The sequence below is a fragment of the Ensifer sp. Root127 genome (genome assembly GCF_001425225.1).
Classification (GTDB): domain Bacteria; phylum Pseudomonadota; class Alphaproteobacteria; order Rhizobiales; family Rhizobiaceae; genus Ensifer; species Ensifer canadensis.
The window spans coordinates 179,481-199,558 of the sequence record NZ_LMDX01000012.1; the positions used below are offsets into that span (position 1 = coordinate 179,481).

Sequence of the window (20,078 nt, forward strand, 5' to 3'; positions counted from 1 at the left end):
CATGACCGACGATTTCGACAAGCTCTCCGGGCTGACCCCGCCAAAGGCTTCGAACGAGGCACGCGCGCGTGCGCTCGCGGCCGCCATGCAGGCTTTCGACATGGCAGAAGAAAATTCGACCATCACCCAAGGATCAATGCTGCCGGTTCGTCAAAGCTCCATCTTCAACCGGATATGGAGCCCCATCATGAACAGGAAACTGCTTGCCGGATCGGCACTCGCCACGCTGCTGGTCATCCCCGCCGCCACGTTCCTGACGCTGGAACTGACGCGCAACTCCGTGCTGCCCGGCGACACCGGGGCAGAGATCGCGGTGAAGGGAGAGCCGAAACAGAAGGCAGCGCCACGGCCGAAGTCAGCTCCGACTGCGTCGGCGGTGGACGAAAACCTAGCTGCTGCGAAGAGGCAGGAGACCTCCGGCTTTGCAGTCGGCGGGTCGGTTGCCGTTGATGCTGAGGGTCGGCCACCGGCCGATAAGCCAGCCGCCGAGGCGCTTGCCCGCGCCCGCGAACAGAAGACCGTCGAGGTTCAATCTGCGGCGCGAGCCGAGAACCCGGCGCCCACTGCCGAGGCCGAGGCGGATGCTTTGGGCAACCAGATGATGAGCGATAGCGCAGCACCGCTTTCTGCAGCTCCGGGCGCTGAGACACGGATGACCTTTATGCCGGCGCCCGTTGTTGCCGAGGAGATGGCTCCGGCTCCTCAGGAAAACCGCGAGCGCTTCAACAAGGCCGACAGCAATCCGGTCAAGAGCGTCGCCACCGACCCGGTCTCCACCTTCTCGGTCGATGTCGATACGGCTTCCTACGCCTTCGTGCGCCGCTCGCTAATGGAGGGTCAGATGCCGGAGCGCGATGCGGTGCGGGTCGAGGAGATGGTCAACTATTTTCCTTATGATTGGCCGCGCCCGGCGAGCGCCACTGAGCCGTTCAAGGCGACGGTGACGGTGACGCCGACGCCGTGGAATGGCGGCACACGGCTGATGCACGTGGCGATCAAGGGCTATGACGTCGTGCCGGCGCAGGCACCGAAGGCGAACCTGGTGTTCCTGATCGACGTTTCCGGCTCCATGGACGAGCCGGACAAGCTGCCGCTCTTGAAAGGCGCCTTCCGGCTGCTGGTCGAGAAACTGAAGCCCGAGGATACGGTTTCGATCGTCACCTATGCCGGCAATGCCGGCACGGTGCTGGAACCGACCGCGGTCAAGGACAAGGCGAAGATCCTGTCGGCGATCGACACGTTGCAGCCCGGCGGCTCGACCGCCGGTGCCGAGGGCATCGACGCTGCCTACCGGCTGGCGGAGAAGGCCTTCGTCAAGGGTGGCGTCAACCGCATCATGCTGGCGACCGACGGTGACTTCAATGTCGGTCCCGCCAGCGACGACGAGCTCAAGCAGATGATCGAGGCCAAGCGCAGGAGCGGCATCTTCCTGTCGGTGCTCGGCTTCGGCCGCGGCAACTACAACGATGCGCTGATGCAGACGATTGCCCAGAACGGCAACGGTACGGCCGCCTATATCGATACGCTGGCCGAGGCGCAGAAGACGCTGGTGGAAGAGGCGGGCTCATCGCTGTTCCCGATCGCCAAGGACGTCAAGCTGCAGGTGGAATTCAACCCGGATGCAATCGCCGAATACCGCCTGATCGGCTACGAGACCCGGGCCCTGAAGCGCGAGGACTTCAACAACGACAAGGTCGATGCCGGCGACATCGGCTCCGGCCACAGCGTCACGGCGATCTACGAGGTGACGCCGAAGGGCAGTCCGGCGGTGCTGAACGACGACCTGCGCTACGCGGCGGCGGAGAAGCCGGCAGCCGATGCGACGACGAAAACCGGCGAACTCGCTTTCCTCAAAATCCGCTACAAGAAACCGGATGGCGACCAAAGCGAACTGATCACAACGCCGGTTACCGAGGCGAACGCCGTGCCATCGCTCGCAGAGGCGCCCAATGACGTGCGCTTCTCGGTCGCCGTGGCCGCCTTCGGGCAGAAGCTTTCGGGTGTGACGGCGCTGTCGGACTATTCCTATGATGCCGTCGTCGATCTGGCGGCAGCGGCCAAGGGGGCGGACCCGTTCGGTTATCGCGGCGAATTCGTCAATCTGGTGCGGCTCGCCAAGGGGCTTTCGGGCGGCGGCTCGGCCAATTGAGGGTCGGGCGGGAGGATGAGGCTGCGCCGTTACCGCGGCGTGGCCCATCATCCGGCTGCCGCCACCTTCTCCCCGCTTGCGGGGAGAAGGGATATACGGCGCTGCCTTCGTCTGACGTAACCTGTTCTGCGCGTGGTCCGTTTGGTAGGCGTCGGGGAGTTCAAGGACCCCGTTGCCGAAAGGGATAGTCCGATGCCCGGCAACCATCGTCCTGACTAAAGGTGCCGTCTCCTTGTCCTCGGACGGTACCACTTCCCTCATTCCTGTGCTTGTCACAGGAATCCAGTAACGGCGCGTCTGCGCAGTTAAGGATCCTTCCAGTGGCCCTTCTTCCTCAAGCTCTTCCGCGCCGTAGACACGGCGCTGCTGGATTCCTGTGACAAGCACAGGAATGAGGGCGAGAAATCCCACTCGGGCAGCAAGGTGCAGCGGACCAACCAGCTAGGTCAAAGATTCATTGTGATCGCGCCGAGCCCCATGGCGCTCTTTAAACGCCTAACCTCAACCCTTCGGAAACGCGCGCTCCAGGCCGCCTGATTTCGTCAAACCCGTTCTGAACGCCTGGTAGGCCGGGTGCTGGCTGGAGCGGGCGGCTTCCATCAGGCGCATCTGCAGCCGCGCCGGGGCCTCGCTGCCGAGCCAATGGCCAAGCTTTTCGAGCTTCAACGTGTTGAGGAAGCGGGCTTCGGAGGCGATGTCGAGGCAGCGATGGAGGCCTTCCATCAGTTGCTCGTCCTGCTCGGGGTTTTCCGCCAGCAGGCGGATAAAGGCCTGATCCGCTTCGCCAAAAGCCGAAAGCTTGTCGGCAACGGTGTCCCTGTCGGGGAAGGAAGCGGGTCCGGCATTCATGTCAGTGTCTCCAGGCGAATCTCGTTTTCTTCGGGATAGGACAGGCCGGCAGGGCGCGCAAGCATCGGTGAATGATGCACTTAAACGAAACGTCTAGAATTGACAAAAAGTCCAGAATCGGTCATTCCAGTGACATGAACATAAAGCCCGCCATTGCCTTCGACATTGCCATGCACGCGCCAACGGCTGCGGCCATCAGCGCCTTGCTCTATCCGCATGCGGAGGTGGTGCTGCATGACCTTAAGCGCGGCACCGTCGTTGCCATCTGGAATGCCTCCTCCGGCCGGGCGGTCGGCGAGGATTCGCTGATCGAGGAAGAGTTCGGCGTGGTTTCGGGCGCGGAAAACGTGCTCGGGCCATACGAGAAGACTGGAGTCGACGGTCGGCGCATCAAGTCCATCTCGGCGGTGTTGCGCGACGCCAAGGGCGACGCGGCAGGCCTGCTCTGCATCAATCTCGATGTCTCGATGATCGACAATGCCGTGAAGCTGCTTTCCGCCTTTGCCGGTGCTGCGCAGCCGCGGCCGCAGGTGCTGTTTTCGCGTGACTGGCGCGAAGAGATCAACGCGTCGCTGCATGACTGGCTGAAGGAGCGGGGGCTCGCGCTTTCAGCGCTGAAACGGGCGGACCGGGTGGCGCTGGTGGCGGCGCTGGAGGAGCGCGGCCTGTTCAAGACCCGCAACGCCGTCGACCATCTTGCCAGCCTGATCGGCACCTCGCGCGCCTCGATCTACAACTATCTCACTGCCGCCCGCGGCGACGCTTCCTGATCACGACGAAGACAATGGTTTCGCCCGTCCGCCGGACGCAGCGATTGGAGGACCCGATATGACCACCTTGCCAGACTTCCGCCTCGAAACGCATTTCTCCCGCTGGGAGTTCAAGGCGCGCCACCACATGACCGCCAGCGACAGCGAAACCATCGGCATGGGCGAACTGCTGGCGCTGGCCGACGACGCGGACCGGGAAGCCTGGGACAAGCTGACGCTCGGCTACACCGAAACCTATGGCGCACCGGCCTTGCGCGCGGCCATTGCGTCGACCTATCAGGGGCTCTCGGCTGAAGACATTCTCTGCTTTGCCGGGGCGGAGGAGGGGCTTTACTGCGCCATGCTGGCGCTGCTCGGCCCTCAGGACCACGCCATCGTCACCGTGCCAAACTATCAGTCGATGGAAACGCTGCCGGTCACGATCGCCGCTTCGGTCACCGGCGTGCCGCTGCGCCCGGAAAACAACTGGCGCCTCGATATTGCCGACGTGCGTGCGGCGCTGAAGCCGAACACCAGGCTGATTGCAGTCAACTTCCCCAACAACCCTACCGGCTCGATCGCCGATCAGCAGACCTTTAAGGCGCTGGCCGAGCTCTGCGCCGAACGCGGCATCCATCTCTTCAGCGACGAGGTCTATCGTGGGCTCGAGCGCGACCCGGCGCTGAGGCTGTCGCAGGCGGCCGAGTTGTTCGAGCGCGGCATCTCGCTCAACGTCATGTCCAAGGCCTATGGCCTGCCGGGCTTGCGCATCGGCTGGATCGCCTGCCGCGATCATGCGCTGATCGAGCGCATGGAGAAGATGAAGCACTATCTGTCGATCTGCAATTCGCGTCCGTCCGAGGTTCTGGCAACGATCGCACTCAAGGCGCGCGAGCAACTGCTGACACGCAATCGGGCGCTTTGCGCCTCGAACCTCGAAAAGCTCGGAGCCTTCTTTGCCGAATTCCCCGCCCTCTATGAATGGCGGGAGCCGGATGGCGGCTGCGTCGGTTTTGCCCGCTATCTCGGAGCCGATGGGGTCGAGACCCATTGCCGCCGCCTGGTGGAAGAGGCGGGCGTGCTGCTGCTGCCATCCAGCCTGTTCGTGTCCGACCTGCTGCCGGTCGCTGAGGATCGCTTCCGTGTCGGCTTCGGTCGCAAGAACATCGAGATCGGGCTTGAGGCCTGGCGGCAGCATCTTCGGGCGGACAGTGCGATCAAGCGCAGCGCCTGATTTTCGGGGGCATTCCCGCTCGTTGCGAGAGCCATAGCGAACGCTACAAATGAAAACGCTCCGGGATCAGATGATGCCGGAGCGTTTCGTTATTTTGTCGATCTTGCGTGCTTTTCGCACTTCCCCTGGAAGTGCTTTTAGCCGCGGCGGCTGCGCCGTTCCCGGGCCGGGGTCGATGGAGCTTCATTGGCCGACTTGTTGCGCAGCGGGCCGATCCTTTCGATGATCACATCGAGCGTCGGGCGTTCGCGCGGCGAATGCTCGTCGAGGGCCACGCGCATGGCGGCGAGGTGCCCGCAGGTGGTGCCGCAGCAGCCGCCGATGATCTTGGCGCCGGCGTCGGCCGCGAGCCGAGCATATTCCGCCATCAGCGGCGGCGTGCCGGAGTAATGGATTTCCGAGCCGCGGAATTCCGGAATGCCGCAATTGCCCTTGACGATCACGGTCGCCTCGGGCTTTGCCGCGGTCATGTCGAGCAGCGAGGACAGGATGTCGGACGCGCCGACGCCGCAATTGGCCCCGACGGCGACCGGGCCATTGCCCAGATCCTTGGCGACATCGTGAATATCCTTGGGGTGCAGGCCCATCATGGTCTTGCCGGCGGTGTCGAAGGAGCCGGTATAGACATAGGGCATGCCGACCTTGGCGGCGGCCTCGGCGGCCGCGCGGATCTCGTCCGGCGACGACATGGTCTCGATCCAGGCGACTTCGGCGCCGCCGGCCTTCAGGCCTTCGATCTGTTCGACGAAGGCCGAGACCGCGTCCTCATAGGACAGCGCGCCAAGCGGGATCAGCAGTTCGCCGGTCGGGCCGACAGAACCGGCGGTGATGACCTTGCGCGGTGCCTGGTCGGCGACGGCGCGGGCGATTTCGGCCGCGCGCCTGTTGAGTTCGTGCACGCGATCCTGGGCGTGGTGCAGCTTCAGGCGGTGGCGGGTGCCGCCGAAGGAGTTGGTCAGGATGATGTCGGCGCCGGCGTCGACGAAGTCCTGGTGCAGCTTGGCGATGTTCTCGGGCCTGGTCTCGTTCCAGATTTCCGGCGCTTCGCCGGCTTCGAGGCCCATCGCGAACAGCGAGGTTCCGGTGGCGCCATCGGCAAGAAGAACGCCTTTTTCGGCGATAAGGTCGGAGAGAACGTTGGCTGCAGCGGTCATCGGCTTTTCCCGGCTAGAATGAATGCAATAAGATATAAAGATATCTTTATGTCTTTGCAAGCGTCGGCGTGGGTGGCCGGGACTATTGTTGGTGGCGCAGGCCCAAGCGCCCGGCAAGGCCGAGCCCGAAGATGGCCAGCGCCGTCAGCAGCCACATCGGGTCGGCGCGGTTGAGGAAGAAGCTTTCGAGCATGGCGTTGTAAGTCATGAAAATGACGACCATGACGCAGAAGTCGGCAAAGGCCCGACCCTCCGGCCGGCGCGAGGCGCGGATGTAGTCGAGGAGCGGTTTGACGAAGAGCAGCAGGCTTATGAGGATACCGCCGGGCAGGCCAAATGTCAGCGCCGCGTCGAGATAGCTGTTGTGGCCGGCAACGATGCCACGCACGTCCCAGTTCGCCTCGAAGTTGGCCTCAAGGCCCATGATGACGGGCGAGAGCCAGAAGCTGGAGTAACCCTGACCTAGCCATGGGTGCTCGGCGATGCTGGCGCTGGCGAACTTCCAGATGTCGTCGCGTCCGGTGAAGGTGGCATCGTCGATGATCGCCCTGGTGAACGAAAGCAGGGTGTCTGAATAGATCGTGCCGAGCGTCAGGCCGAAGACGACGACCGACATGACCAGATGCGCGACGATCATCAGGCCGGGGCTGCGAACGGCGCGACCGGCAAGCACCAGCGTTATGGCGATTGGCAGGAAGCCGATGGTGGTCTTCGAGCCGGTGTGCAGCACGAAGTTGACCGAGAGCAGGGTGATGGCCCAGCCGCGAAGCGTGGCGCCGGAGCGCAGGCAATAGATCCCGAACATGCACAGGATCGAAAACACCGGCGCCGAGACGTTCTTGTGTAGGAGATGGCCGCGCCAGAAGCCGGCATGCCAGGGCTCGCCGCCGGCGGCCGAGTGAATGGCCAGGTCCGGCGCCACGATGAGCGCGGCATAGTCGATCAGGATGAGGAGCAGTATGGCATTTGCCCCGGCATGAACGAAATCCTCCTCGCTGCGCGGCAGCACCAGCACGCCGGCCACCATGATCATCGCCACAAGGCTGAGCGTCAGACCACGGGCGGAGGCGGCCGGATCGTAGGACTGCAGGCAGGAGAAGTAGGCGATGGCGAAGATCGCCACCCAGGCCGGCGAGGCCAGCCGCGCCAGCACCCGCTTGTCGACCACGAGCAGCATCGCAAACAGATAGACCGCACCAAGCACGATGTAGCCGACCTGGTTGATGATGTTGCCATCGTTGGCGGCATTCGGGTCCGTCTCCATGGCGCCCTGAAAGGGCATCAGCGTGAAGACCATGAGGAAGAGCCCGAGGCCGGATAGCAGCGAAGCCAAATGGCGCGTCAGCTGTGCGAGCCCAACGTCGTAGCCTACCCGCGCCGGCACTGGATGCCGACGTGTGGGTAAGTCTGCCGTGGCGGGGGGTACTTGCATCAGGGCGCCGAGATTGCTGGGGCGTCGCCGACACGGCGCCACCTCCGGGTTTGCGGTTCCCGTCTGCAGTTGCCCCCAGAGGGCCGGGACCTGCCATCAAGCATGGCGCAATCGGGTTAAGGTCGAATGAAACGGCGGCTCGGTTCAATCGGGCATCTTTTGCCAAAGCGGGCAGTTTTGCCTTGCCCCGACAACAGAAGCCAAATGTCTTTGGCTCAACGCAGAATGCCCATTACCGGATTTTAAGGCTTCCCGGGCGAAGGTAGCTTCCAATCGTCCTTGCGGGACCTGTCTTCTCGAAGCAGACCGTCTAAACGACGGGCGCAACGTGACGAAATGGCGGCGCTTGCCGCCAGCGATGGAGCATTCTCCGCAATGGTGAAGAAACCCAAACTCCTGGCGCTCGAATCCTTGCGGGGTTTCGCGGCCCTTGCGGTTGTCCTGCACCATTTCCGTTACGGCAGCCTGCTGAGTGAGAATGCCTTCATCCGGCACGGCTACCTCATGGTCGACTTCTTCTTCGTGCTCAGCGGCTTCGTGATTGCTCTCAACTATGCCAACAGATTGTCGAGCCCCGCAGAGCTCGCAAGCTTCCAGCGCCGGCGGTTCTGGCGCCTCTATCCGCTTCATCTGTTCACGCTGCTGATCTTCCTCGGCATAGAGTGTCTCAAATACATCTTTGAACAGAAGACCGGCATCATCTCCAATAACCCCGCCTTTGTGGTGTCCGACGCAAAGGCGTTCCTTGCCAATCTTTTTCTGCTGCAGGGCGTGGTTCTGAGCGAACTCGGGTTCAATATTCCGAGCTGGTCCATTTCGGTCGAGTTCTGGACCTATCTGATCTTCGCTTTGACGGTGGGTCTCCTGCGGTTACCGGTGCGCTGGTGCCTTGTTCTGGCGGGTGGAGCGGCCATCATCCTGCTCGCTCTGGAGGGCGGACGGCTCGAAACCGATCCGATCTTTGCGATCATCCGCTGCGTATTCTCTTTTTTCCTGGGGGCGTGGGCCGCTTCGCTCCACGTCCGATTGCCCCGAAAGGCGGCGGCGCCGATGGCTGCAGCGGCGCTGACGCTCGTCGTTTTGGCAATCTGGGGCCTCGGCGGCGGCCGCGCGGAAATCCTTCTGCCGCCTCTTTTTGCGGTCACGGTTGTGGCCGTGGCGAACCTGCAGGAGGACACGAGTCTTCGCCGCTTTCTCGAGTGGCCGTCCTTCGTCTGGTTGGGCACCGTCAGCTACAGCGTCTACCTGACCCATTCCATTGTCGGCTGGGCGGTCACCCAGATTCTGCGCTTCGGCCTGAAGGTTCCGACCCACGTCGCTCCCGATGGGGACACGGTTCTGACGCTCGACCAGGGCTTCGCGACGCTGGTGACGCTCGCTGCGATAGGTGGGGTGCTGGTTGTCTCTACTCTGACCTTCCGTTTCATCGAAAAACCCTTTCTGTCAGGCTGGCCTTTTGGGGCGAGGGCTGTCGCGGCGCGTGAGGGTTAGGCAGGTTCGATCTGGCGCCGAAGCCAGGTTGTCCGTTGACGCCATTGTGGCGGAAGCGGGGCGATTGCTCACGACGAAAAGCCGCAGCCGATAGGCGATTGCGGCTCGCTTGTGATCGCTGTAAAAGGCGGCACTTATGTAGTCGCTAGCTTGCCCGCGGGTATCGCGCGCTGATCGATAGCCTCAAACGAGAAGAACATCATGCATTTCACTATCCGGACACTCGCGTCGGCGGCGGTTTCACTCGGTCTGTTGCTCGGCGGTGCGTCCTACGCGTTCGCCGGAAAAGCCCATCTGGTTCTGGACGCGCAGACCGGCACCGTTCTCGAAGCCGAGAATGCCGACGAGCTGAACTATCCCGCGTCCTTGACCAAGATGATGACGATCTATCTTGCGTTCGAAGCGCTTCGCGACGGCAAGCTGACGTGGGACCAGCGACTGACGATGTCGGAAAATGCCAATGGCAAGGAGCCCTTCAAGCTGGCCGTCGGCGTCGGGCGCACCGTCTCCGTCCGCGAAGCCGTGATGGGCATGATCGTGCTGTCGGCCAATGATGCTTCCGTTGCCATCGGCGAACAGCTGGCCGGCACTGAAACCGGGTTTGCCAAGGTGATGACCGAGAAGGCGCACCAGCTCGGCATGGCCAGCACCGTGTTCAAGAACGCCAACGGCCTGCCGGATCCGGAGCAGGTGACGACGGCGCGTGACATGGCGACGCTCGGCATTGCGCTGATGCGCGATTTCCCGGAAGAGTTTGCGCTGTTTTCGAACCGCAAGATCGAATTCAGGGGCATGAAGCTTCGCGGCCACAACGGCGTGATGAACCGCTATGCAGGCGCTGACGGCATCAAGACCGGCTACACCACGGCGTCTGGCTATAACGTGGTGACGTCGGCGACGCGCGACGGCAAGCGCCTCGTCGGCGTCGTCATGGGCGGCGAGACCGCCGAAAAGCGCGACACCCAGATGATGGGCCTGCTCGACAAGTATTTCCCGGCGACCAGCGATACGCTTTCGTCCGCAAGCACCGTCGAGCCGGCTGCAGCCGAAACGACGAAGACCAACTGAACAGCGCCGTAGAGCACTTGGTGCGAATGCGAGGCTGACATCGGCCTACAGCGCCGCGCGTCTTATTAGACGCGCAAAGGTCGCTGTAGCACTTTGAATTGCTGCATGAGCGCCGACAGCGTGCGTCTTCCGAGTTGCACCCCGCAGACGATACGACCCGCCTGACATGCGAAGGGCGCTGCGGCCTGTTCCCGCGATGGGAGGTGCCGAGCGCCCTTGCTGCCGATTGGCCTGTCTATGCGGCTCTCTTGTCCTCGTGACTGGTGGGCGTCACCATGGCCGAGATGATCGTCGGCAGATCGAGCGCGCCGATCGGGCGGCCGTTTTCGTCGACGACATGGGCCACGTTGAGATGAGCGCCGGTCATGGCGCGGGCCGCCGATTCCAGCACCGTGCCCATCGTCAGCGGCATGCCTTCCGGGTTGCCGGAAAGCGGCCGCATGATCGTCTCGACATTGATGACGCGTCCGCGGTTCACTTCCTTGACGAAGGCGCTGATGTAGTCGTCGGCGGGCGACAGCACGATTTCCTGGCCCGTTCCCTGCTGCACCACGCGGCCATCCCGCAGGATGGCGATCTTGTCGCCGAGCCTGAGCGCCTCGTCGAGATCGTGGGTGATGAAGACGACGGTCTTCTTCAGCTCTTTCTGTAGGTCGAGAAGCACGCTCTGCATATCGACGCGGATCAGCGGATCGAGTGCCGAATAGGCTTCGTCCATCAGCAGGATGTCGGCATCGTTGGTGAGCGCCCGGGCGAGGCCGACGCGTTGCTGCATGCCGCCGGAAAGCTGGTTGGGGTAGTGGTTCTCAAAGCCCTGGAGACCGACCCGGTCGATCCAGCCGCGCGCGCGCTTTTCGCTCTCGGCCTTGCCGACGCCCTGGATCTCCAGGCCGTAAACGGTGTTGTCGAGCACGGTCCGGTGCGGCAGCAGCGCGAATTTCTGGAACACCATCGCCGTCTTGTGGCGACGGAATTCGCGCAGGTCGTTGTCGTTCATCTTGCAGACGTCGACGCCGTCATAGAGCACTTCGCCTGCGGTCGGGTCGATCAGCCGGTTGATGTGGCGGATCAGCGTCGACTTGCCCGAGCCCGAAAGCCCCATGACCACCATGACGCCACCGGCCGGCATCGAGATGTTGATGTCCTGCAGACCGAGCACGTGGCCGTGCTTTTCGTTGAGTTCCGCCTTGCCCAGGCCCCGCTTGACGGCATCGACATAGTTGCCGCCATTGGGGCCGAAGATCTTGTAGAGGTTCTTCACCTCGATCGCGTGACTAGCCATGGATAACCTCCGAATGCTTCTGTAGCCGCCTGCCGAAGGCCTGGCTGGTACGGTCGAAAATGATGGCGATACCGACAAGGGCGAAGCCGTTGAGGAAACCGACGGTGAAGAACTGGTTGGCGATCGCCTGCAGCACGTTCTTGCCGAGGCCGCCCACGCCGATCATCGATGCGACGACGACCATCGCCAGCGACATCATGATGGTCTGGTTGATGCCGGCCATGATGGTGGGCAGCGCCAGCGGCATCTGCACGTTCTTGAGCTTCTGCCAGGCCGACGACCCGAAGGCGTCGGCGGCTTCGAGCACTTCCTTGTCGACGAGGCGGATGCCGAGATTGGTGAGCCGGATCATCGGCGGCACGGCATAGATGACGACGGCGATGAGGCCCGGAACCTTGCCGATGCCGAAGATCATCACGACCGGAATAAGATAGACGAAGCTCGGCATCGTCTGCATCACGTCGAGCGCCGGATTGACGACCGACTGCACCCGCTCGGAGCGCGCCATCAGAATGCCGATCGGAATGCCGATCAGGATCGAGATCAGCGTGCAGACGGTGACCATTGCGAGCGTGACCATCGTGTCGTTCCACAGGCCGACGAGGCCGATGGCGATCATCGACAGCGCCGTGCCGATGGTGATGTTGATGTTGCGGCTGCCGAAATAGACGATCGCCACCATGAGCGCGAGGATGACGATCCACGGCGAGCTGACGAACAGGCTTTCGAGATAGTTCAGAAACCATTGAAGCGGCTGGACGACCGTGTCGATGGCGTCGCCATAGGTGCGGACGAAACCCTTGAAACCATCGTCGATGGTCTTGCGAGCCAGGCGGATCGTTCCGTCGTCAATGGCAGGGAACTTGCAGAGCAACTCTGGCAAGACACTGCAGATGGATGCCATATTTTTCCCCTTCTTGGCCTGAAGTCTTATGACGCCGACTGCGTCTTCAGACCGGTCGTTGCCGATCCCTGCGCAGACTTTGCGGTGACCTCTTCGGGTCCCGGCGTGAGGAATGTGACAGCGGAACGTGACGCCCGCTTTACTGAATGCGACATGCGAAGCGAACTGAACCTGTTCGTCGTCGCCGGTATTGCTTGCCATGTCCGACAATTTTTTCCGGCTGGCGAAGACGCCGATGCAGGCGACCGCTTTTCACGCGGGCCGCCTGCATCGTCAGCGAAAATCAGAGTGCCGCCTTGACCTTCTCGGCCACATCAGGGCTTACCCATGTGGTCCACATGTCCGGGAACTCTTCGAGGAAGTGCTTTGCTGCATCCTCGTTGGTGCCCTGGTTCTCATCCATCCAGGCAAGGACCTTGTTGACGGTGCCATTGTCCCACTTGCGCGCCTTGACATAGTCCATGGCAACGCCGGCCTTGTCGGCAAACGACTTGGTCACGACAGTGAAGACGTCGGAGACCGGGTAGGAGTTGACCTTCGGGCTCGGGCAATCCGGAACGGCCGAGCAGGCGTCCCATTCCTTCTTGTCGTGATCAACGCCGAAGGAGAGGCGGGTCATTTCGTACTTGCCGAGGATGGCAGTCGGTGCCCAGTAGTAGCCGAGCCAGCCGGTCTTCTTGGCAAAGGCGTTGGCGATCGAGCCGTCGAGGCCGGCCGCAGAGCCGGTGTCGATCAGCTGGAAGCCGGCCTTCTCGGCATCGATCGCCTTGTAGAGATTGGCGGTCGAAACCTGGCAGTTCCAGCCAGACGGGCAATTGTGAATGGCGGCTTTGGACGGGTCTTCCGGTGCCGGGAAGAGATCGGGGTGTTTCAGCGCATCCTGCACCGTCTTGATATCGGGGTTGGCATCGGCGACGAATTTCGGGATCCACCAGCCTTCGACGCCGCCTTCGCTCAGGATCTTGGCGGCTTCGATCAGCCGGCCTTCCTTGATGGCCGCGTCGAGCGGCGTGCGAACGGCGTTGACCCAGAGTTCCGGCGCCATATCCGGCTGGGCCTTTTCGTTCATGGAGGCAAAGGTCGGCATGGTGTCGCCGGTGACCAGCGTCACGGTGCAACCGTAACCGTTTTCCAGAATGAACTTGTCCACGTGAGCGGCAACGCCCGCCGACGCCCAGTTCATCTCGGCAATGCTGACTTCACCGCATTCCGCGGCCTGCGCGGAACCCGCCAGCGCGTACAGACCCGCGGCGAGAATGGTGGAAGCGAGGAGTTTCTTCATGTTGCAAGACCTCCCAGTCTTTAACTGCAGCCTACGATCAAACGGGCGTCGTGGGGACGCCGTGCATCCCGGTCACCCGAGCCAAATGAGCAGCCTGGGGTTCGGCAAAAGACAAGCCAAGGGTAGCCCCTGCTGCGGCGGTGTGGGAGTTCGATCTGGTCCTGGCCGCGGAACCCTGTCGCCGGCCGGATCTCCTCTATACCGCTCCGCAAGCCTAAGTATTCTCGTTGGGAAATCAACCTCTTGAATCGGAAAACGGCCGCGCCGGGCTGCGGGCAGCGTCTGTCTGCGACATGATGGAAGGGGATTTTTTTGGCTTCCATCGGGCCAAATTTAAGCATTCGCGACAATTAGTGCCGTAAAATATAGCGGTCGCCGCAATGCTTGTTTTCGATCTGTTGCAATCAGGACCTTTCCTGTCGTGAATGCGCCACGCGCACATTTTGTAAATGTCGCGAAAAAAATTCAAAAAATGCCGCGATTCATCTTTCGTTAAATCCTCGATAACCATCCGGTAACGATGTCCGGCTAATTGTTGTTGCGCGGCGGGAAACGGCCGTCGACCCGGATCAAGGTATAGCGTCCCGGGTTTGAGCGAACCTCCGGTGTGTTTTTCCGGAGTGACCAGCGTTTTTTGGAAGCCGCATCCCTCGATAAGAGGTCGATGCGGTTTTCGCGTTTAAGGGCGTGTCGCACAAAAGTGCGTGGCGGTTCTGCGGCGACGACATGCGCAAACCCAGCGCCTCACATGCGCCGTATGGCCAAAAAAAACCGCCTCCACGAAGGGAGACGGCTGGAGGAGAAGGCGTCAGCTGCCGGAATGCGAAGCCGTGGCCGATAGGGGCCCGATCCTATGGGCCTGATGGGTCAGCCGACGTTGGACGTGCGGATGAAGCCGAGCGGGCCGAAGGGAGCGTCGAGAACGACGTTGCGAACGCGCGACTGGCTGACCGGTGCCTTGGAATTCCAGGCGATCTGAACGAAATTTGGTTTGCTGAATATGTACAGCATGGGCATGGACCTTGAGAGGCCGGACGTTTGTCGTCCGGTGTGTGTTTCGATGGCGCTGATATAGGCTCGCGCCTTATGGAATTGAATGCCAAACTCGTCACGGGATGTCGCATTTATGCTAGTTTCGGAGGGAAACTCGACAAGCTTGATGAGCGGCCGAAACAGTCCGTCATCGACGCGCCGCAAATGCGGCGAAAACGTGTCAATACAGCTCTTTGCGGCCGGTCAATTCGGTGTTACCGGTGGCCGCATGACACGCAAGATCATGCTTCAGGGAACCGGCTCGGATGTCGGAAAATCGGTATTGGTGGCAGGCCTCTGCCGGCTCGCCTCCAATCACGGGTTGAAGGTCAGGCCGTTCAAGCCGCAGAACATGTCGAACAACGCCGCCGTGTCGCATGACGGCGGCGAAATCGGCCGGGCGCAATGGCTGCAGGCGCTAGCCGCCCGCGTGCCGTCTTCGGTGCACATGAACCCGGTGCTCTTGAAGCCGCAGTCGGATGTCGGCAGCCAGATCGTCGTGCAGGGCAAGGTCGCAGGCCAGGCGAAGGGGCGGGAATATCAGGCACTGAAGCCGAAGCTGCTCGGGGCGGTGATGGAAAGCTTCGAGCAGATTTCGGCCGGTGCCGATCTCGTGGTCGTCGAGGGGGCGGGGTCACCTGCCGAAATCAACTTGAGAGCAGGCGACATCGCCAATATGGGTTTTGCGACCCGCGCCGATGTCCCCGTTGTGCTCGTTGGCGACATCGATCGCGGCGGCGTCATCGCCTCGTTGGTCGGCACCCATGCGATCCTGCCCGACGAGGACCGGCGCATGGTGACGGGCTATTTGATCAACAAGTTCCGTGGGGACGTCACGCTGTTCGACGACGGCATCGCCGCGGTCGGCCGCTACACCGGCTGGCCCTGTTTCGGCGTAGTGCCGTGGCTGAAGGCGGCCGGGCGGCTGCCGGCAGAGGATTCGGTCGTGCTCGAAAAGCTGGCCCGCGGCGAGGGGCGGGCGCTCAAGGTTGCCGTTCCGGTGTTGTCGAGAATTGCCAATTTCGACGACCTCGATCCGCTCGCCGCCGAGCCGGAGGTCGATCTCGTCTTCGTCAAACCGGGCAGCCCGATCCCCGCCGATGCCGCTCTCGTCGTCATCCCTGGGTCGAAATCGACCATCGGCGATCTCAAGGATTTCAGGGCGCAGGGTTGGGATGAGGACCTCAAGCGCCATGTGCGGCGCGGTGGCCGGGTGATCGGCATCTGCGGCGGCTACCAGATGCTGGGCGCGCGCGTCACCGACCCTCTCGGCATCGAGGGCAACGAGCGGGAAATCAAGGGACTTGGGCTGCTCGACGTCGAAACGGAAATGGCGCCGGAAAAGACCCTGCGCAACAGCCGTGCCTGGTCGCTGGAACACGACGTGCCGCTCGAAGGCTATGAAATCCATCTCGGCCGCACCACGGGTCCTGACTGCGACCGCCCTTCGATCCGCATCGACGATCGCGCCGATGGCGCCCTTTCGGCCGACGGACGGGTGATGGGAACCTACCTGCATGGGTTGTTTTCCAGCGATGCCTACCGTGCTGCCCTGCTCAAAAGCTTCGGCATCGAAGGCGGCATCGGCAACTACCGCCAGTCGGTCGATGCGGCGCTCGATGACGTCGCCGCGGAGCTCGAGGCGGTGCTTGACCCGACGTGGCTCCATCAACTGCTCGGCAATTGAGGCCCGCCCGCAGCATTTGCAGCACGCGCGCGGGGCGTTAAGATGCGTCGCGGACTGCGTGCCGCAGGCGCCGACACATGCAGACTTCTGACCACGGGATGACCGGCGCAACAGGCGGTTTGCAATGAGTGACGACGAGCGGCGTGCGCATTGGGATGCTGCCTATGCCTCCAAGGACGAGGCGGGCGTCAGCTGGTTCGAAGGCACGCCCGAGGTGTCGCTGCGGCTCATTCACGAGTACGGGCGGGGCTTGCCGGCATCGCTGATCGATATCGGCGGCGGTGCGTCTAGATTGGTCGATCGGCTGCTGGAGGAGGGCGGATGGTCGGTCGCGGTGCTTGACCTGTCTCCAACCGCGCTTGGCGCCGCACGAGCCCGGCTCGGCGCGCGCGGCGAAGCGGTAGAGTGGATCGCCGCCGACGTGACCGACTGGTCGCCTTCGCGGCAATACGATATCTGGCACGACCGCGCCGCGTTTCACTTCCTGACCGGTGCGGCAGAGCGCGCGGCCTATGTCGAACGTCTTTGTGCTGCCGTGAAGCCTTCCGGACACGCCATCATCGCCACCTTTGCGCCGGATGGGCCGAACCGCTGCAGCGGTTTGCCGGTGATGCGCTACGACCCGGCGGCGCTTGCCGAAGTAATCGGGCCGTCCTTCCGGCTGGTCGAAGCGATCAGGCACCAGCATAAGACGCCATGGAATTCAGTGCAGGCTTTTCAGTTCAGCGCGCTGCAGCGGGTACGGTAGCGGTAGCATGGGCGAGCGCAAGGGGCTAGCGGACCTGCGAGAACGTGAACGCCCTGTCGCCGTGGTACCATATGAATTCGTTTTCCTTGCCGCTAAGTCCTCCGGGATTTCGCAGCACCATTCCGCAGAGGTTCGTTGTCTTGAGCCACAGGAAGCAAACCTCGTCCCTGTCAAACTTGACCTCGACATCGGTCATGCGACCAGCGCCGATGGAAGCCCAGCCTCCTGTCAGAGTGGCCACGCCCCCGGTTGAAATGACAGCCTCATGTTCCTCGCCCGAGTCCAGCATGCGTCCATGCAGCCGATGCCCCAGGAATAGTGAGCGGGCTTCGTCGGCTTCCAGTCTGTTCCTGCCTACGAAGTCGGCGTTCATCAAGGTCTCAGGCACGCCGGCCAGGCGCAGTCCCCGGTAGAAGAGCTCGCTATCCGCCAGCTTTGCCAGATCCATGGGCGGGCTGGTCGAGATGGTGGCGGCAGTGCCACCGCGTGCGAGGCGAAGCGCGTTGAAACGAGTGATCGCTGCCTGCGCTTCCGTGTTCCGGCCGAGGTGCGCGTAAGCGGAGGCGAGAAGAAGGAAAGAACCGTCATCCTGAGGATTGAGTTCGATGCTGCGCTTCACCGCAGCCACCGACGCCTCGAAATCCTCCAGGCTGAACTGCGTCAGTCCAAGAACGTAAATGAAGAAGGACGGAGAGTGCGGATCGAGGCGCATGGCCGTACGGATATAGGGCAGGGCCTCCGCTGGGCGGCCGGCGGAGGTCAGCACGAAGGCCGTCAGCGCGTAGCTCCAGGAATCGCCGGGTTCGAGCGCGATCGCTTCCTTGAGTTCGGCGAGCGCATCGGCATGCTGCCAGGCCGCTTCGGACAGGAGAGCGGCCGCCTGATAGGCGAGCGCTGTTTTGTGTTTCTGCGCGGTCCTTAGAAATTGTAGCGCCTTGGCTCTAGCTTCGATCCGCGAGATATCAAGCCGATAATGCCAACGCCACAGGTAGACGCGCGCGTAGACCATGGCGGCGGCGGCATAGGCTCGTCCATAGGCAGGATCGAGCGCAATCGCCTGCTCGAAAAAAGGCACTGCCTTTGCAAAATCTTCGGGGGTCGTGCGCCGGTGATGCTCCCAGCCGCGCAGGAACGCATCGAAGGCCGCCGGGACCGTCGTTTCCTTGCGTCCGAAGGCCATCTGCTCGTCAGGATTCAACCGAAGCGCAAGCGCGTCGGCAATGCCGCGCATCACTTCGTCCTGCAGCGCAAAGACATCGGAAAGTGAACCGTCGAACTTGCCGGCCCAAACGTGGCCGCCGCTGAGAGAATCTATGAGCTGAGCATTGATCCGTAGCTGTTCTCCGGCACGCTGCACACTGCCTTCGAGGACGTATCGGACACCGAGTTCCTTGGACACCTGCCTGGGTGTCACCGCCCTGCCCTTGTAGGTGAAGGTCGAGTTACGCGCGATAACGAACAAGCCGGATACCTGAGCCAGCTCGGTGACAAGGCCATCGGTCATGCCATCGGCGAAATACTCCTGCCTGGGATCGTCGCTCACGTTGGCAAACGGAAGCACCGCGATCGACGGCTTGTCCGGCGCGGTCAGGTTCGGTGGTTGTATCTGGACCGTTTCCACAGGCGACTCCCAGGGCCGCCACCAGGCCACGCCGGCAGCAGCGCCGAGCACGACAGCAGACGTAACGAGTGCCGCCCAGCGCTTCGCGTGGCGCCCAGCGACCTTTACGCTGCCGGGGCGGGCTTCGTTCAGCCCCAGCCGGTAAGTCCGCACCGGCTTTTCGATATGCTTCAGGCGTTGTTCGCCGAGAAAGACGAAGCCGACATCGAGGTGCTTCTCGACCTGGTCGTAGGCGGTGCCGGAGATGATGATCCCACCCGGTTCGGCGAGGCTCTGCAGGCGCTCGGCAATGATCACTCCATCGCCGTGAATGTCGTCGCCTTCAACGATGACGTCGCCAAGATTGATGCCGATGCGGAATTCCAGTCGACCCTGATCGGAGCCGCGGCTTTCGGATTTCGCGCGCTGAACCTCCACCGCACAACGGACCGCCTCGACGACACTCTGGAACTCGACCAATAACCCGTCGCCCATGGTCTTGATCAACCGCCCGCGATGTGCGGCAATCCTTTGTTCGAACAGGCCGTGCAGATCGGCCTGAAAGCGGGCACACGTACCCTCTTCGTCGGCTTGGGTGAGCAGTCCATAGCCGGAAACGTCGGCAATCATCACGGCGGTGAGCCTGCGTTCCATCTGCCTTCCGGATAATCGAAACGACTTTCGGCTACTCTATCGCAATATCTGACGTTGCTAAAATAAAGTTCAGTTGCCGTGGAGCGTCCGCTCCGACGTCGACTACAGCGCCGCGCGTCTTACTGGACGCGCAAAGGTCGCTGTAACACTTTGAATTGCTGCATGTTTTTATCCTTAGGTCGAATACCATCTAAGGATAAAAACATGCAGGAGTGGCCTTTGCGGCCTGCTGCCGGCAAATTGTCGCGCGCCGCATCTCGACGGGTGGCGTGTCGCACGCGTCGATTGACTTTGCGGCGCCCGCTTCCTAATCATCTGACGTTGGATGGTTTCCCCGGATCGTGGCGATGCGGGGGAATAATTGGGAATGTGACGGATGGACCCAAATCGGGCATCCTTATCGCAGCCGACCCCGCGACTGTAGAACGGTCAGGGTTCGCCATCGGGCTGATAGCCGGCTTCCTTTCGATTGCATGGGGCAATCGAAGGCGGTTTGGAATTCAGCCGGAAAAGCCACTGGCGTGGCTTCGTGATCAGCCGGGTTGGACGCCTCTTCTTCTACGAATCGTCCGCCTTTCACGAAACCAGAAAACGCCGGGAAGGTGAGGCGGGCCGTTCGGGCCCAAGCATCGGTCTTCGCGTGATCACGCGGGGCGCGATGTGGTGGGCTCGTGACGCCGTGAGCCAGGAGACCTGCCGTCCGACAGGGGCATTCCGCCCGAAGGGAAGCCCGCTTCCCACGCCATCACGGAGGTTGTCTTGG

15 protein-coding genes and 1 riboswitch are annotated in these 20,078 nt (G+C 62.3%); of the genes, 7 read left to right on the plus strand and 8 right to left on the minus strand.

The window, feature by feature from the left end:
- Window position 1 precedes the first annotated feature (1 nt).
- Window positions 2–2,149, plus strand: a complete 2,148-nt coding sequence (locus ASD03_RS15490) for a VWA domain-containing protein (RefSeq protein WP_113567277.1) — start codon at window positions 2–4, stop codon at window positions 2,147–2,149.
- A 501-nt stretch (window positions 2,150–2,650) separates the two neighbouring features.
- On the opposite strand, the gene ASD03_RS15495 is transcribed toward ASD03_RS15490, so the two are convergent.
- The gene (locus ASD03_RS15495) at window positions 2,651–2,998 is read right to left on the minus strand and encodes a hypothetical protein (protein ID WP_025427389.1); all 348 of its coding nucleotides are present in this window, start codon (window positions 2,996–2,998) and stop codon (window positions 2,651–2,653) included.
- Window positions 2,999–3,132: 134 nt separating this feature from the next.
- On the opposite strand from ASD03_RS15495, the gene ASD03_RS15500 reads away from it, so the two are divergent.
- On the plus strand, window positions 3,133–3,768 hold the full coding sequence (locus tag ASD03_RS15500; protein WP_025427388.1) for a PAS domain-containing protein: 636 nt from the start codon (window positions 3,133–3,135) through the stop codon (window positions 3,766–3,768).
- 58 nt (window positions 3,769–3,826) lie between these two features.
- Complete coding sequence (locus ASD03_RS15505) at window positions 3,827–4,981, plus strand: pyridoxal phosphate-dependent aminotransferase (RefSeq protein WP_025427387.1); 1,155 nt, start codon at window positions 3,827–3,829, stop codon at window positions 4,979–4,981.
- Between the two features lie 137 nt (window positions 4,982–5,118).
- On the opposite strand, the gene bmt is transcribed toward ASD03_RS15505, so the two are convergent.
- Complete coding sequence (gene bmt / locus ASD03_RS15510; protein WP_057214274.1) at window positions 5,119–6,135, minus strand: betaine--homocysteine S-methyltransferase; 1,017 nt, start codon at window positions 6,133–6,135, stop codon at window positions 5,119–5,121.
- An 82-nt stretch (window positions 6,136–6,217) separates the two neighbouring features.
- A complete protein-coding gene (locus ASD03_RS15515) occupies window positions 6,218–7,567 on the minus strand; it encodes an O-antigen ligase (RefSeq protein ID WP_081788862.1) in 1,350 nt (449 codons plus the stop codon).
- A 375-nt stretch (window positions 7,568–7,942) separates the two neighbouring features.
- On the opposite strand from ASD03_RS15515, the gene ASD03_RS15520 reads away from it, so the two are divergent.
- Entirely contained in the window at window positions 7,943–9,058 is a 1,116-nt protein-coding gene (locus ASD03_RS15520) for an acyltransferase (RefSeq protein WP_158071734.1), read from the plus strand.
- Window positions 9,059–9,259: 201 nt separating this feature from the next.
- Complete coding sequence (locus ASD03_RS15525; protein ID WP_025427383.1) at window positions 9,260–10,126, plus strand: D-alanyl-D-alanine carboxypeptidase family protein; 867 nt, start codon at window positions 9,260–9,262, stop codon at window positions 10,124–10,126.
- 235 nt (window positions 10,127–10,361) lie between these two features.
- On the opposite strand, the gene ASD03_RS15530 is transcribed toward ASD03_RS15525, so the two are convergent.
- The 4 genes from ASD03_RS15530 to ASD03_RS39985 all read right to left on the minus strand — a co-directional run bounded on the left by ASD03_RS15530 (window position 10,362) and on the right by ASD03_RS39985 (window position 14,605).
- The gene (locus ASD03_RS15530; RefSeq protein WP_025427382.1) at window positions 10,362–11,408 is read right to left on the minus strand and encodes a glycine betaine/L-proline ABC transporter ATP-binding protein; all 1,047 of its coding nucleotides are present in this window, start codon (window positions 11,406–11,408) and stop codon (window positions 10,362–10,364) included.
- A complete protein-coding gene (locus ASD03_RS15535; protein WP_025427381.1) occupies window positions 11,401–12,312 on the minus strand; it encodes a proline/glycine betaine ABC transporter permease in 912 nt (303 codons plus the stop codon). Before ASD03_RS15535 ends, ASD03_RS15530 begins: the two co-directional genes overlap by 8 nt.
- 283 nt (window positions 12,313–12,595) lie before the next feature.
- Window positions 12,596–13,594 (minus strand): ABC transporter substrate-binding protein, encoded by a 999-nt coding sequence (locus ASD03_RS15540; protein WP_025427380.1) that lies wholly within the window; start codon window positions 13,592–13,594, stop codon window positions 12,596–12,598.
- An 867-nt stretch (window positions 13,595–14,461) separates the two neighbouring features.
- Entirely contained in the window at window positions 14,462–14,605 is a 144-nt protein-coding gene (locus ASD03_RS39985) for a hypothetical protein (RefSeq protein ID WP_107027614.1), read from the minus strand.
- Window positions 14,606–14,855: 250 nt separating this feature from the next.
- Here ASD03_RS39985 and ASD03_RS15550 point away from each other — a divergent pair, with 250 nt between their 5' ends.
- Window positions 14,856–16,313, plus strand: coding sequence for a cobyric acid synthase (locus ASD03_RS15550; RefSeq protein WP_025427379.1), 1,458 nt, complete (start codon window positions 14,856–14,858; stop codon window positions 16,311–16,313).
- Between the two features lie 124 nt (window positions 16,314–16,437).
- Window positions 16,438–17,061, plus strand: a complete 624-nt coding sequence (locus ASD03_RS15555) for a class I SAM-dependent methyltransferase (protein WP_025427378.1) — start codon at window positions 16,438–16,440, stop codon at window positions 17,059–17,061.
- A gap of 25 nt (window positions 17,062–17,086) precedes the next feature.
- Here the strand turns inward: ASD03_RS15555 and ASD03_RS15560 are convergent, their stop codons facing one another.
- A complete protein-coding gene (locus ASD03_RS15560) occupies window positions 17,087–19,315 on the minus strand; it encodes an adenylate/guanylate cyclase domain-containing protein (protein WP_025427377.1) in 2,229 nt (742 codons plus the stop codon).
- A 309-nt stretch (window positions 19,316–19,624) separates the two neighbouring features.
- Window positions 19,625–20,031: riboswitch (cobalamin riboswitch) on the plus strand.
- The last annotated feature ends 47 nt before the right edge of the window (window positions 20,032–20,078 follow it).